The 13,295-nt window shown below is 44.0% G+C and carries 10 protein-coding genes and 1 tRNA gene; 5 read left to right on the top strand and 6 right to left on the bottom strand.

The features are described 5' to 3' along the window. Positions 1-15 precede the first annotated feature (15 nt). The gene (locus tag ACXAG2_RS11895; RefSeq protein WP_474867220.1) at positions 16-477 is read left to right on the top strand and encodes a DUF6641 family protein; all 462 of its coding nucleotides are present in this window, start codon (positions 16-18) and stop codon (positions 475-477) included. A 67-nt stretch (positions 478-544) separates the two neighbouring features. On the opposite strand, the gene ACXAG2_RS11890 is transcribed toward ACXAG2_RS11895, so the two are convergent. After that, positions 545-994: a hypothetical protein gene (locus ACXAG2_RS11890; RefSeq protein WP_474867217.1), complete on the bottom strand. Its 450-nt coding sequence runs from the start codon at positions 992-994 to the stop codon at positions 545-547. A gap of 96 nt (positions 995-1,090) precedes the next feature. On the opposite strand from ACXAG2_RS11890, the gene ACXAG2_RS11885 reads away from it, so the two are divergent. Both ACXAG2_RS11885 and ACXAG2_RS11880 read left to right on the top strand, forming a co-directional pair. Continuing rightward, positions 1,091-1,501 carry a DUF2787 family protein gene (locus ACXAG2_RS11885; RefSeq protein WP_474867215.1) on the top strand — a complete coding sequence of 137 codons (411 nt, stop codon included), beginning with the start codon at positions 1,091-1,093 and terminating at the stop codon, positions 1,499-1,501. Positions 1,502-1,566: 65 nt separating this feature from the next. Then, the gene (locus tag ACXAG2_RS11880; RefSeq protein WP_474867213.1) at positions 1,567-1,884 is read left to right on the top strand and encodes an RNase H1/viroplasmin domain-containing protein; all 318 of its coding nucleotides are present in this window, start codon (positions 1,567-1,569) and stop codon (positions 1,882-1,884) included. On the opposite strand, the gene ACXAG2_RS11875 is transcribed toward ACXAG2_RS11880, so the two are convergent. Next, positions 1,881-2,630, bottom strand: coding sequence for an NYN domain-containing protein (locus ACXAG2_RS11875; protein ID WP_474867210.1), 750 nt, complete (start codon positions 2,628-2,630; stop codon positions 1,881-1,883). The two genes, ACXAG2_RS11880 and ACXAG2_RS11875, sit on opposite strands and share 4 nt — an antisense overlap. A 12-nt stretch (positions 2,631-2,642) precedes the next feature. After that, the gene (locus ACXAG2_RS11870; protein ID WP_474867208.1) at positions 2,643-3,401 is read right to left on the bottom strand and encodes a DUF2034 domain-containing protein; all 759 of its coding nucleotides are present in this window, start codon (positions 3,399-3,401) and stop codon (positions 2,643-2,645) included. A gap of 201 nt (positions 3,402-3,602) precedes the next feature. Here ACXAG2_RS11870 and ACXAG2_RS11865 point away from each other — a divergent pair, with 201 nt between their 5' ends. Next, positions 3,603-9,746, top strand: a complete 6,144-nt coding sequence (locus tag ACXAG2_RS11865; protein ID WP_474867205.1) for an NACHT domain-containing protein — start codon at positions 3,603-3,605, stop codon at positions 9,744-9,746. A gap of 176 nt (positions 9,747-9,922) precedes the next feature. On the opposite strand, the gene ACXAG2_RS11860 is transcribed toward ACXAG2_RS11865, so the two are convergent. Next, positions 9,923-10,009 (bottom strand) — tRNA-Leu (locus tag ACXAG2_RS11860). A gap of 500 nt (positions 10,010-10,509) precedes the next feature. Between ACXAG2_RS11860 and ACXAG2_RS11855 the strand changes: the two genes are divergently transcribed. Then, complete coding sequence (locus ACXAG2_RS11855) at positions 10,510-11,007, top strand: RDD family protein (protein ID WP_474867263.1); 498 nt, start codon at positions 10,510-10,512, stop codon at positions 11,005-11,007. 34 nt (positions 11,008-11,041) lie between these two features. Here ACXAG2_RS11855 and lptG read toward each other — a convergent pair whose 3' ends face one another. Continuing rightward, a complete protein-coding gene (lptG, locus tag ACXAG2_RS11850) occupies positions 11,042-12,103 on the bottom strand; it encodes an LPS export ABC transporter permease LptG (protein ID WP_474867202.1) in 1,062 nt (353 codons plus the stop codon). Next, complete coding sequence (gene lptF / locus ACXAG2_RS11845) at positions 12,104-13,207, bottom strand: LPS export ABC transporter permease LptF (RefSeq protein ID WP_474867200.1); 1,104 nt, start codon at positions 13,205-13,207, stop codon at positions 12,104-12,106. Positions 13,208-13,295: the final 88 nt, after the last annotated feature.

Genomic DNA, 13,295 nt, shown 5'->3' with positions numbered 1-13,295 from the left:
TAAAAGGTAAACATTATGACTACATCTGTATTGAGTACGCTCAAGGTCATCGCTCGTCCTAAAATTGAGCCTAAACCTCCGGTCATCGGTAAACGCATGAAGCTCATCGAAAAGCTGGAACAGCAACAAGAGCTGGCAACCTGCATGATAGAAAAGCGTCCGTTTGAGGCGTACCGCGAAAAAATGGTTAAAGACCCTGTTACCGGAGAGCGCAAAAAGCAACGCCGCCAAGTTACCGTTAGGCCGTGGTATTACGACAGCGACGGTCACTATTATCTTGAAATAAAGGTCAACAACAAATCCATTGAACTGCAAAAGGATAAACATGCCATTGATGTTGGTGACAAAGCCAAATTACCTGAACTCATCAACACCATCATCAAGGCTACCGAGAAAGGTGAACTGGATACCTTTTTACTGGCACCACCGACATCAAAGAAAGCTCCAGCTAAACCAGAAGCCAGTAAAAAGGCATAAGTAAAACAGGTCTGTGGCGTGACCTTATCCATGTCCATAGACCTGCCGTTAGTAACCTGTAAGTACCTCAACCAGCGAGATGCAAAGCAACTTTATTCGCTTCCTCTATTGCCGTAAGGTTAACGTTGATATCAATGTTTTGATTGTTGATGTCTGTGAGCATATTGTTCTGCCAATAGTGCAATACCTCATCCATAGACTTGGGCTCCTCGCAATGGTGCACAATAAGTGGTGAGCCTAAACAATTACCGCTACCGACATAGGCCCAGACAGAACGCCCCTGCTTGGTTTCTCTAATGCAATAGAGTTTCTCAATCAGGTGTGTTGAGCCTTCGGCTGTGCGTGTGTGGAGTAGGAAAATATCGCTAATGCCATCCTCAAGGTCTGGAAATTGAAAAAACAGTTCCATGTGTTCGGCATCATCCGCGCATTCTTGCCGGAACAATGCAGACAGAAACTGTGTAAAGCGGCAATCCAGTGGCGTAGTGATATTAGAGAAGTTTAGTTGAAGTGACATACGAGAGTTCCTTATGTGTATGTCATTAAATTAGTATTCTCAGCAGGATAAGTACTTACAGGTCTTTTTTCACAATCCATTAAAAAGACCAATATCATGAACATTCAATACAAAGAACTGGCACTGCCGGTATCCGAACGATTCACCAATGCCATTGCCGAATTGTTAACTCAACAGCAAATCTCAGGTGATAGCGTCACCATCAACTTTCGGGACCCGAACTACTCAGCTGAAAGCGGTGGATTTCATCCGGTAGAAATTCGGTTAGAGAAACACGGTGACTCATGGCACTTTTGCTATATCACCGACTTTACCTACGTAGGCATTGGTCCATTTGCAGAATTAGCAAAAGACCTCGATTTTGATTTTCAGGCAGGTGTATTTCAAAACCTGCATGGCCTGTTTCCGATTGAAGTTGCACTGGATATCTACCAGATATGGGAAGGTAACTTTCTGCATTACTGGCAAGCGTTAAACGTTTTTACCATTCAAATTTCCAGCGACTGAACCTGCCAATTCAAAAACTGTAAAGCGTAATTAAGAATTAACGCCATTATTTACAGGAGATTAAAATGGCCAGAGACTTAAGTGCTATTAATCGAGCAGGCAACTCCAGACGAGCGGCTTATGTCGTATTTGTAGGTCGTAACCCCGGGGTATATTTATCTTGGAAGGAAACTGAAGAGCAAGTACATCAATTTTCGGGGAATGATTATAAAGGTTTTGACAGTTTAGAAGAGGCGCGCGAAGCGTTTGATAACTATCAAAACGGCAAAGGCGTTCGCCCAACTACTAAAACCAATTCAAAGGAAAAATCACCGAAACGTAAAACAGTAAAAAGGCGGCAAGCCATGAAAACAGATGTTCTGCCGCCTTGGGATTTTGACTAGGTCGTTGCAATTTTGGGGCGATAGAAGATCCCATGTGTCGCCCCTTTACCTTTCAACTTAGTCATTTCGAATATTGCTGACAGGCCAGCAACTACGCCGGTTACTTTGGCTGAACCATAAGTACGAGGATCAAAATCCGGTTTTGTGCGTTTTAAGAAGCTTCCCGCCGGACCAACGTTAACCCAACCATCATCGTTCTGGTACAGCTCCCATGCTTTCAATAAAACTGGGATCAGTTCTTCTGCACCATTGGTGGATATCGCGTTATCTGCCTTTGGTGTATCAGTATTCGATACCGGCTCAGCACCTAAGTTTTCGGTGAAGATGAAGTCATCACAGGCATTACGAAACGATACCGGTGTTTTCTTTTCTCCTACGCCAAACACAAACTTTTCCGATTCACGTAACCGTGAGGCCAGCTTGGTAAAGTCACTATCACTGGAAACCAATGCAAAGGCATCAATGCGGTCGGAATATAGTAAGTCCATGGCATCAATAATCATCGATGCATCGGTGGAGTTCTTACCGGTGGTATAGGCAAACTGTTGAATGGGCTGAATTGCCAGTTCATTGAGGGGCTTCTTCCAGTTCTTTAAGGTCTCGGCAGACCAATCACCGTAAGCCCGTTTTATTAGCACATGGCCGTGCGCTGATATCTCATCCAGTATCGGGGATAGCTTGGCTAACTGTGCATTATCCGCATCAATCAGTACGGCCACTTTCTTATGAACATCCAGGTCTTTCATCTCTATCCTTACTTATTCGGTATAACGGCATTTCGGGAAGTTGGAACACCCCAAGAACCTATTACCTGCATTAGGGCCGCGTTTCGCCGTTCTTTCTACTAACTCACCAGAACATTTTGGGCATACCTTGGGTTTTTCAATAGTCACCTGAGGTGAAACCTGCACATCGTTTACCAAAGCTAATAGTTTTGGACCATCAAGCAACTCGATAGGTTTGCCTGCCGCAAAGTCGATAGCTTGCTGAGTAAAGGTGCCGGAACTGATGATGATAAAGTGATTAGCCTGATGTGCAGTCAGCACACCAAACATTTCCCGCACCACATTTACGCCAACCTTTTGTGTTTTCCACTGTTTGCATTGCACCAAGGTAAGCTGGCCGTCCTTTCTAAGCTCTAAATCGATACCGCCATCGGCACCATAACCGCCTTCAGTTACACGGTATCCTTGCCTGCGATAGGCTTCGGCCACCAACTCTTCAAAGTTACGCCAGTGCAAATCACGCATGGTTTGGATATTACGCTGGGTATCCAGTTGTTTAGCCTTACGGCGAGCATTAAAAAAGGCAAAGGGAGCAGCAAGCAATATCATGCCAGCGATATAAGGAGCAGGGATCACAAAGGCTTTAAACACCATAGCGGTGATTTGATTATCGGTTTGAATGGATGGCAACACATGCGCAATCATTACATAGGCCGTGGCGGATACCAGTACCGATACCCACCATGGTAATTCTACCAGCAGGTCAATAAAGGTGGTTTTGTTTCTTGGCATTCACAAACATCCTTGTATTACGTAGTTTTTTTCCTCTACTATCGAATAATAAATATGATAAGAAGTTGTCTTCTTCATTATATCCACTTGGTATAAATAAGTTCGGTGGATTGCTGAAAGGTATCATGATTTTTTGTGTGGTTTTATTTGAATATACCAGAAGAGGCAGGCGAAAACAGATATGAGATTCTATGGAGGGTTATGAGTACAAGATCTGGTGACGGTGAACGCACAGCAATGCTGGGGTATGTTCCGCAGTATGAAATAGCGGCAAGCCTAATATATGAAGCTTTGCTTGATGGAAGTCTCGAGTGGTTTCGAGTGGCTGACCCAGATGCAGGAAGCTTGGATGACATACTTATAGCGACTACAGGTAAGCTTGATGCGTATCAGGTAAAGTGGGCGGAATATACTGACACAATAAGTTATGCCGATTTTGTAAGAGATGGCACTACCAAGAAGGGAGAAGAAAAACTTAGCCTTTTTAGGCAGCTTACAGAAGGTTGGAAACACCTAAAAGAGCGTTACAAAGAAAGGACTGTAAAGGTTCATTTGCTTCACAAACTAGTACCTAGCTCAAACTCTAAAGCCCAAATTCCCTTAAGTGATGAAGTCCCTCAACATGCTCATTTTCAATCATTCTTAAAAGAATGTTGGTTTGATAGAGCATGGTGTGAAACAGGCCTTGATAAAGCAGTCGTAGGTTGGAAAAAGGCACTTTTGGATCTGCAGAGCCGGGCAGAGTTTAACGATGATCAATTTTTGAATTTCATTCGATGTTGTGAGCTTGAATTCAACTATAAGCGACCAGCGGATATTCCTGTAACCAATCAAGGCCAAGCAAGAAAACAAGAGGATATTGAAAAAATATATAACCTCCTAACTAAAATGGCTGGAGGTGAACGTCGAATTATCGAGTTATCCAAAGATGACATGTTGGATAGGTTGGCATGGAGCCATAGGTTTAAACATAAGTTTGTTCACGAATTTCCTATAGATCGAGCTTATCAAGAAATTAAAAAAACTGTCAGTTCTATTTCTGATGTTTTATCAAAAACTAGACAGGGCTATGTCGCATTGCTTGGAAGTCCCGGCTCGGGAAAGTCTACAACGCTCACTCATACTTTAAAGTATAAAGCAGGTTATAAATTAATTAGATATTACGCATATGTACCCGATAGCACGTACCAAGGGCGTGGTGAATCGGCTACGTTTCTTCATGACATCACCTTATCGCTAAGCAATCACGGCTTTCGTGGTGAAAGCACCGGTCAGCCAGGATCAAGAGAAGAATACCTTTCGTTGTTAGGAGAGCAATTTCAGCAAGCCCACGAGAAATGGAAAAAGGATGATGTTACCACCATCATCATGGTCGATGGGTTAGATCATATTCAGCGAGAGCAAAATCCTCTTCAGAGCTTATTGTCAGATTTGCCTCCTCCTAACACAGTGCCTGATGGGGTGATATTTATTTTAGGAAGCCAAACCCTAGAGCTGGATGATGTCTCAAACACGATAAAGGAGCATGTCAGCCATGAAGGCAGAACCATTGTTGTATCTCCTCTAACTCGGCCAAACGTTTATGCGGCCATAAACGTTTGGCCAGGATGTTCCAAACTGACAGATGACAATAAAAGGAAAATTTTCGAAAAATCGTCAGGTCACCCACTGTCTTTGGTTTATTTGCTGCAATTGATCTCCGGCAGTTCAAATAGGAGTTTTGATGATGTTATTGATGAATTTCCTCTTTACCAAGGACATATTGAGCAAAGTTACTCAGTTTATTGGCGACAAATAGAGAGCAACCAGAACCTCGTTGATTTGCTTGCATTATTGTCAAGATTGAGAGTGCCATTAAATACTCAAGTTCTTGATAAGTGGTCTGATTACTCAACCATTCGTGAGTTTATATCGAGTGCATCACATTACTTTAAGAAGGATAGTGATGTAAGTTGGCGATTTTTCCATAACAGTTTTAGGCAGTTTATTTTGGATAAAACTAGCCGAAATCTATTTGGACATTTTGATGATAAAAAAAATATAGAGTATCACAAGGCATTAGCTGAACATTGTCTCCAGTCGTCTGATGATAGTGAGCCAATGCGAAGGGAGGCGATTTACCATCTTTTTCATGCTCAGCAGATGGAAGCTGTCATTAAGTTAGGGACTCAAAGTTATTTTAGAAAGCAATTCTTTAGCCTCCGGAATATTTCGAGTGTGACAGATGATATTGATGCCGTTTTATTGTCAGCAAAGAAGCTAAATGACCCGCTTGCTGTAGTGAGGTGTATCTTAATTGAGAGCGAGCTCAGAGAGCGAAGAGACGCCCTTAATGAAGTCGATGTGCTCAATCTCTTGTTTTCATCCGAAGGCGTAAGTTCGGCAGTTAATTATATTTTCGATGGAGAGCTGTTAAGGGTAAGTGATTCTGAAGCACTCAAATTTTCTAAAGTTCTAGCTGAAAACGGATTCTTTAATGAAGCCAAAAGGATCTTCGAATCTGCCGAGCCGCTAAGCATCTTGTCTGGGGGAGATGCAGTTGATCCGCATCATGGTGGCGCTGAAGATTTGAAGCGATGGGCTGATGTGGCTCATTATTTCATACCGCTAGGCGACCTTGTATCGGCCATACACCAAACGAAGTATGAAAATAATGATTTGGGGGCATGGAGCGACAATGACGAAGATCTGCATGCACGCTTAATGAGACGTTTGGTCAATAGTGTTTATGAAACGAACGACAAAGAAAAGATTGATAAGCTTTTCACTTTCTTGTCAGAAAACAAGGAGCACTTTGATAGCCTTATAAATCTATGTTTCTCAATATGCATTAACCAATATCCATCGACTTTGACAGGCGCCGCGTTCAAGGCGGTTATTGATTGGTCTGAAAATGATGACTTGGATTTTTCAGAAATGTTGTTGGTTGCTGAACTAGAGTATAGGTCCAATGGAAGTATGGATAAAACTAAGACCTGGTTTGAAAACTCAGAACAGCCAGAACTTTATAAATACGGCGTTTATGGCCAATGGAAAAACTTAAGTCCATTCACTGATAGAATTCGTCTTAATAGACTACGAGCCGCGCTCGGTCAAGTTGTTGATCCCGTGAAGATTGTTCCAAAAGAAAGTGATGAAAAGTACACAGGAAACGTGTTGTTTGAACGTGCTTTAGTCAGGTTTTCAAGCATTTGGGGGCGAGCTTGGTCAGGAGAGAAGCTATTGCCAAGTTTTATTGTTCAAGAGATAAAGCCATCATTTGAATTATTTCGAAAGCCTTATAACCAAACAAGAGATTGGCTTGGGTGGTATGAGTTCGAATCAGCCGCTGTAGATTACTTTAATTTTGCAATAAGGGCTACAGCTCAACACGGTCATGATTGTATTTTGGCTTTAGCCGATGCTTTTAGAAAAGATTGGGATAGACGGTATTGGCCGACTAGCTGGCGCAGAGAAATCGCTTTCACTTTGTATAAGAATGGGTATGGCAGGGATGGTTTAGTTGACGTACTGGATCAAATCGAAAAAGAGATCCCCGATTTTGACGAAATCCACTCAAAAATATCTGAGTACTATGAAATTTCTATAATGTGGTCAAAGATTGGTGAGCCTGATCGAGCGGCTAGCCTGTTACCAAAAATACTCACTGGAACTTTTGGAATACATCATAGGAAAGACAGGCAGTTTTCTCATTGGGTATCGTGGTTAGGTAAGTTGATCAAACAATATCCTGATTTAGCCTACGATGAAATATGTCGATTTTCTATGGCGCTAGTAAATTTGGAGCATTCGGGAAATGGTCGTGGTACACAAGAAGCCGGTCTTGATCTCATAACTATTACCACTCGTTGGAATCCGCAATATGGCTTAAAGCTTTTGAGTTGGTTATTCGATCATAAAGGGCTTGATTATGCTCCGGGTCTAACAGGATTACTGTCTGGAATGCTTGATAGCACTAGCCCTCCATTTAAAGAAATATCAGTGATGGCGAGAAAGCTACTAATTCCTTTCGAAGAGTATAATCCTTCGGATCTGCCTAAAAAATTGGTGTCCTGTTACTGCCAATCTTCTGATGAGCGCGTGGCGGATGAGGTAGAGGAACTTATTACTTCTATCAAGACACATCTATTACCTTCAAATCGGTACTCGTGGTTAGAAGGATTGGCGCTTGGTGTCAGGGAAGCGGGGTTGGACAATAGTTTTTATGCTTCATTGGCGATTTCTACACCGCAAGAAAAACATGGTACTCATGAACCCTCTCTAACATTGAATTCCGGGGAAAAACTTACGGATGAAGAGGCTCAACTAAAAGTAAATACTTCTGAAAGTCTTTTCCAGCTTCTTCGATCTGTGAAATCTGTCGATTATTTTCGCTGGATTAATTTGATTCTACCATTTTTAAAAGGTATGAGTGTCTCTCAATTGGAGGAGCTTTATAAGTTATTAAAACCATTCAAGCCTGACAATAATGTTGTTTCTTGTATTGCTGGTGCATTGTCTTCACATGGTGAAGTGGATAAAGCGAATAGCTTATTTGAAGGTTTGTTCGAAAACTCGGATGCTAAAGGCTGGGATTTGCATTGGGATGGAGGTTCTAGGCAGTCGATTTTTAGAGCCCTTGTTGAAATTGATGCTAAACAGTGGCGACCTAAAGCGCTGGCTCATTTAGTTGATGATTATATTAGTGAATATAGGTATCCAAGTAGTTTAATTTGGAACTTAAAAGAGATTGTCGAAATTCTCTTTGAGGATAAAGATGTCCTGCCCATCTGGAAAGAAATCAAAGAACATGTATACCAGCTAGATGCATTTGAACTACGTGCTGAGAAACCACCGACACTGGTAGATAACATTGATGAGCAGAAGGATGCCTGCTTACTCATTCAGTTTGCGTTCGATATGCTTGATGTCGCAATTCCTGAATTGGGAGATATGGCTCATCAGGCAATCGTTGATTTGGCTAAAATTGAAGTTAATTGGCCAGAAATTCGTAACCAAATAGCTAATAGAATAGACAAAATTGGATTGATACAGGTAAAAATAGTGTCTTTGTTAAGTAGCTTGGTAAAGGATTTCAAAGAATTTGTTCTTCAGTTTGAGGAGGAAATATCTTCATTCTGTGCGTCGGAAGACTTTAGTGTAAGGATGACCGCTTTAGACTTGGCTAGTAGGTTAGAAATAGAAGGCAGGCTTCCTCCGGAACAGCGAACAACACTTCCCCTGGTATATGAGTTGGAGTTACCAGAAATAAATAATAGAAAGGAAGCTATTCCGTTTTCTGCCATTCGGCCTGGGGAAACATTTCCTGATGTTGATGATCCGATTGAGCTACTTAGGCCTTTATTAACTGAAGCGAAGCTTGTGGCTGATATTTCAAACGTGCCATTTGAGAATCTGGCTTACAGAGTTTCCAATTTTATGAAAACTCTTGTCCCACAGAGTGAGTGGAATAAGCAGGCAGAAGAAGAATATAGGAATTGGATGAAAGGGGTAGGGCTTGAGCTGACCTATCATAGGTTACGGCCTAAAGTGGCAAAGTTGGCACTCTCTTATGTGGTATGCGAGTTGTTGGATGCAGGGCGAATACCTCCTCAAGGCATTGAACTTTTGCGATATATCTTCAAGCGTAGTGATGAATTGCTATTAGCTCTTGAGCCCGGTATTAGACCTGAGTGTATTGTTGTACCGAAGGCAAAAGATCGAGAGATATCCCATAAGCACGATGAATGGTTGAGAGATATTGAACACGGTATTACACAATTTGTTGATAGCATCGACACTGGGAAACAAATTATTGGTGAACTAACAACTTGGAGTTGGTTAGATTGGGAATTGCCAACTGAAATTCGCATTTCTAACGTATGTCATCCAGAATTGAATGATAATGCAGATGTTACGTCACCTTCTGCTTTATTTCCAAGCATGATGCATTGGTCTGCAATTGATTATCCTGAAATCACTGCTACTAGAGAGCCATCACTGAGCATTTATGGTACAGGTTCATACATCGATCACGGAGGCATTGAGTGGTTAGCATTAAACCCATATATAGGTTTTTCCTTGGGATGGTCTATTTCAGAGGAAGGACTTTTTCGATGGGTTGATGAAAAATGCAACACAATGGTTGAAAGCATCTACTGGAAAGATGGCCCTATTTCGCGACAACCCCCGAAAAGGGATGACATCTGTTCGAACGGTTGGTTAGTCATTGCTTCGGATGAAGCGGTAGCTATGATTCAGGGTATTATAGGTGAAGCTGTAAAAGTAAATGCTGTCATTCGCAGTTATGGCCGTGGCACTAATGAACCATTTTCCAGATTCATGCAATGCAGAACCCCTTGGTGAAGATATATAGATTGTAATGTCAGAGCACTTGGGTTGGGTTTAATTAGAAACTTTCTTCTCACCCATAGAGTGGAACTAGAGCCCTCTAAATGTCATATTCTTAATTTAACGCACAAAAAAAACCGACTCAAAGGTCGGTTTAATCAAGCATATTGTCTTGCAAAGAATTTGAAGGATGGTACCAGAGGCCGGACTTGAACCGGCACGCTATTTCTAGCAACGGATTTTGAATCCGTCATGTCTACCAATTTCATCACTCTGGCATCAAATTTTACTATTTGCGAAGTGTAAAAACTTTGCAAATCTTTGCAAGCAATTTTTTGCTTTTTAAAGTCTAAAGGTGCTTACCTTTCAATGACTTGCCATCTTGATACTGCTAGACACAAGCAATTTTGAATCCCCTATGTCTACCAATTCCATCACACTGGCATTCGACATGGTGTCGATGAGGGATGCATTATAGCGATACGCGTTGCAGAGACAAGCACTTTTTCCTGAAATTCAGGGTTAGTGTGGCAGTCTGGCTAAAGAATGTGCAACCGTTGTTGGGGTACTTGATTCAGGTCGTGCATCTGTCGATTTCCTTTCCCGAAGTGTTTGTCTCCCGGTGACTCCGGGTTATTCTGGCCTTGCTGTTTTAACCAAATTTAACCTGTAGTGCTGTGCCGGAGCTTTACTATTAAAGCTGTGCGTTGCGTAACGAAGTGAAGAGCTTGTGGGAAAACAAAAAAAGAAAGCGCCGGTTACTGAGCCGGCTGGTACATTGCCAGAGAGCACGGTAAGTAACCGTGCCGGATTCTTCCGCCGTTTGCTGGCGATGGTGTATGACACACTGGTAGCCGTGGCTGTAGGCATGTGCGCTGCCATGGTGATGATAGTCACGTTGGTTGTGTTGCTGAAAAACAATGTGCTGAGTTTGCAGGGCTTTGCTGAGCCTGCTGATTTGATTCAGCAATCCCTGCTTTATAAAACACTCATCCAGGTATGGGTAGGGCTTTGGATCACAGGATTCTTTCTGTGGTTCTGGAAGAAGGGCGGTCAGACTATTGGTATGCGGGCATGGCGCTTACGTATTTTCAGTACGGTTGATGAGCCGGTTACCTGGGGCAGGTTGATTTTACGCCTGATCACGTCACTGGGCGGACTGGGTACTTTGCTGGTGCTGGTGGATTTTAAAAACAAGCAGTCACTGCAGGACCGGCTCGCCAAAACTGAAGTGGTTCACTTGTCTAAAGAAGCCAACGACCACAAAAGCTGGTAGTAATGTGGTCGTGACGGCAGTCTCAATGCCGTTATCAGCGTCGCAGCAATAAGGTGGCCACGCCGGCAAACAGCAGGCTGGGCAGCAGGGCGGCGACAACGGGGGGTAATGAATACACCAGACTTAACGGGCCGAACACTTCATTGGTGATGAAGAAGCCAAAACCGGTAAGCACACCCATGATCACTCTGGCACCCATGGTGACGCTGCGAAGCGGACCAAAAATAAACGACAGGGCCATTAACAGCATGACTGCAATGGACACAGGCTGGAAGACTTTGCGCCAGAATGCCAGCTCGTAGCGTGTACTGTCCTGTCCGTTGCCTTTTCTGTACTGCACATAATCATACAGTCCCTGAATAGACAGTGCTTCAGGCTTAATTGCCACGATGCCTAACTTATCCGGCGTCAGTGTAGAGTTCCATTGCTGGCGTGTGTGGTCGGTAATATCAATGTGCTTGTCGGTAAAGCGGGTAACCGACACATCATCGAGCCACCATACTTCACCATCGTAATTGCCTTCTTTGGCCCATGTCAGGGTGTTCAGCGTCAGGTCGCTGTTGAAATCGAAAATGCTGATATCCCGCAACGACTCGCGGGTAACCACCTGGCCGATACTGACAAAATGCTCACCGTCTTTAGCCCATGTCAGGGCATCTGACGAGAACAGGCTGCCCCCGGAAATGGCCTCGGTACGAATTTCTTTGGCTTTAGATTCGCTGTACGGCGTTACCCATTCACCGACCGCCATGACAAACAGGATCATGACCAGCGCCGATTTCATGGCTGAATTAATGATGTTCCAGCGGCTCAGGCCGGAGGCCTGCATGACTACCAGTTCGCTGTTACTGGCCAGTAATCCCATGCCGATGAGACCACCAAGGAGGGTCGCCATGGGAAAGAACTGTTCGAGATCCCGGGGCAGGCTGAGCAATACATACAGCCCGGCAACTAGGATATCGTAATTGCCTTCACCCAGTTTTCTTAACTGCTCAACAAACTTAATGAGGGCAGACAAACCAATCAGCACTGACAAGGTTACGGTAATGGTGCCAAGCAGGGTGCGGGCAATATACAGGTCGAGAATACGAAACATCTATTTTCTCCCCAGTAAACGTGCGCGCAGTTCAGTACCGGTCCGCCGGTCCCTGACTATCAGTGTGATACCGATTATCAGCATGATGCCGTGCACCCACCACAAACCTAACTGAATGGGGATTTTGCCGTCTTCCAGCACCCGGCGGCTGGCCAGCAGCAAAAGGAAGTAACCGAGATACAGCAGGATCGCCGGAAACATCTTGCCAAACCGGCCCTGACGGGGATCCACAGAACTTAACGGCACGGCAATCAACACCAGAAACGGAATGGAAAGGGGAATGGCAATGCGCCATTGCAACTCTGCCCGCGCCTCAATCGAGTCATCGCTCAGCAGTTCCATGGTCGGTAATACACTCACTTTACGGCGGGGCTCGTCCTGCTTTTCATCGGCAATCTGAATCTGATATTCATCGAAGGCAACCTTACGGTATTTCTTCTCCGTTTGCGTACCTTCGTACTGCACGCCTTCCCGCAATACCAGGTTACGGGTGCCGTCCGTGTTGTTCTGAATTTGTCCGGTTTTCGCCTGTACCACCCGCACGCGGTCGGTGTTACCGTCCTGCTGGGTTTGAGACAGGAAAACCCGTTTCAAGGTATCGTCCTGACTGTCGATGTCGTGCACGAAAATTACCGCTTTCTCGTTACCGGTTTGCTGAAAACGGCCTGGCATAATAGCTGAAAAGCCCGCTTCACTTCTGGCTTTCTCGCGAAGCTGGTACTCACTTTCTGCCGCACTGGGGGCGAGATAAAGGGTAATCACACCACAAATAATCATAATGAACACAGACAGCAACAGCATCACTCTGGTGATGTACCACTCGCTTATCCCGCAGGCCCGCATAACGGTCATTTCAGAGTCGACGTAAAGCCGGCCGTGAGCGAGCATAATGCCAAGATAAGCACTGATGGGCAGAACGAGAGAAGAGAGTATGGGCGCGTACAGGCCAAGGAAGCCCAGCACAAGCCCGGCGGGAATATCGCCGTCTGATGCGTCGCCGAGTACACGCACGAAACGCAAAGTGACAAAAATAGCCATCAGGATAAAAAAGATGGCCATCTGTGACTTAAGCGTTTCCTTTATCAGATAACGGAATATCAGCATTCCGGCACCTCTGGAAAATTTGGATTTATAGTGAAAAAGCGCACGATGTTGAGTAAACTAACTGTTTTTACAAGTTTTGCCTGTATAT

The organism is Alteromonas sp. ABH4_456 (genome assembly GCF_056160645.1).
This window is presented reverse-complemented; position numbering and strand designations above follow the sequence as displayed.

Bases quoted from the DNA above. Each gene is read 5' to 3' on its own strand.
- ACXAG2_RS11880 (WP_474867213.1), top strand. From the start codon at position 1,567: ATGGCCAGAGACTTAAGTGCTATTAATCGAGCAGGCAACTCCAGACGA.
- ACXAG2_RS11865 (WP_474867205.1), top strand. From the start codon at position 3,603: ATGAGTACAAGATCTGGTGACGGTGAACGCACAGCAATGCTGGGGTAT.
- lptG (WP_474867202.1), bottom strand. From the start codon at position 12,103: ATGTTTCGTATTCTCGACCTGTATATTGCCCGCACCCTGCTTGGCACC.
- lptF (WP_474867200.1), bottom strand. From the start codon at position 13,207: ATGCTGATATTCCGTTATCTGATAAAGGAAACGCTTAAGTCACAGATG.
- ACXAG2_RS11895 (WP_474867220.1), top strand. From the start codon at position 16: ATGACTACATCTGTATTGAGTACGCTCAAGGTCATCGCTCGTCCTAAA.
- ACXAG2_RS11885 (WP_474867215.1), top strand. From the start codon at position 1,091: ATGAACATTCAATACAAAGAACTGGCACTGCCGGTATCCGAACGATTC.
- ACXAG2_RS11875 (WP_474867210.1), bottom strand. From the start codon at position 2,630: ATGAAAGACCTGGATGTTCATAAGAAAGTGGCCGTACTGATTGATGCG.
- ACXAG2_RS11870 (WP_474867208.1), bottom strand. From the start codon at position 3,401: ATGCCAAGAAACAAAACCACCTTTATTGACCTGCTGGTAGAATTACCA.
- ACXAG2_RS11890 (WP_474867217.1), bottom strand. From the start codon at position 994: ATGTCACTTCAACTAAACTTCTCTAATATCACTACGCCACTGGATTGC.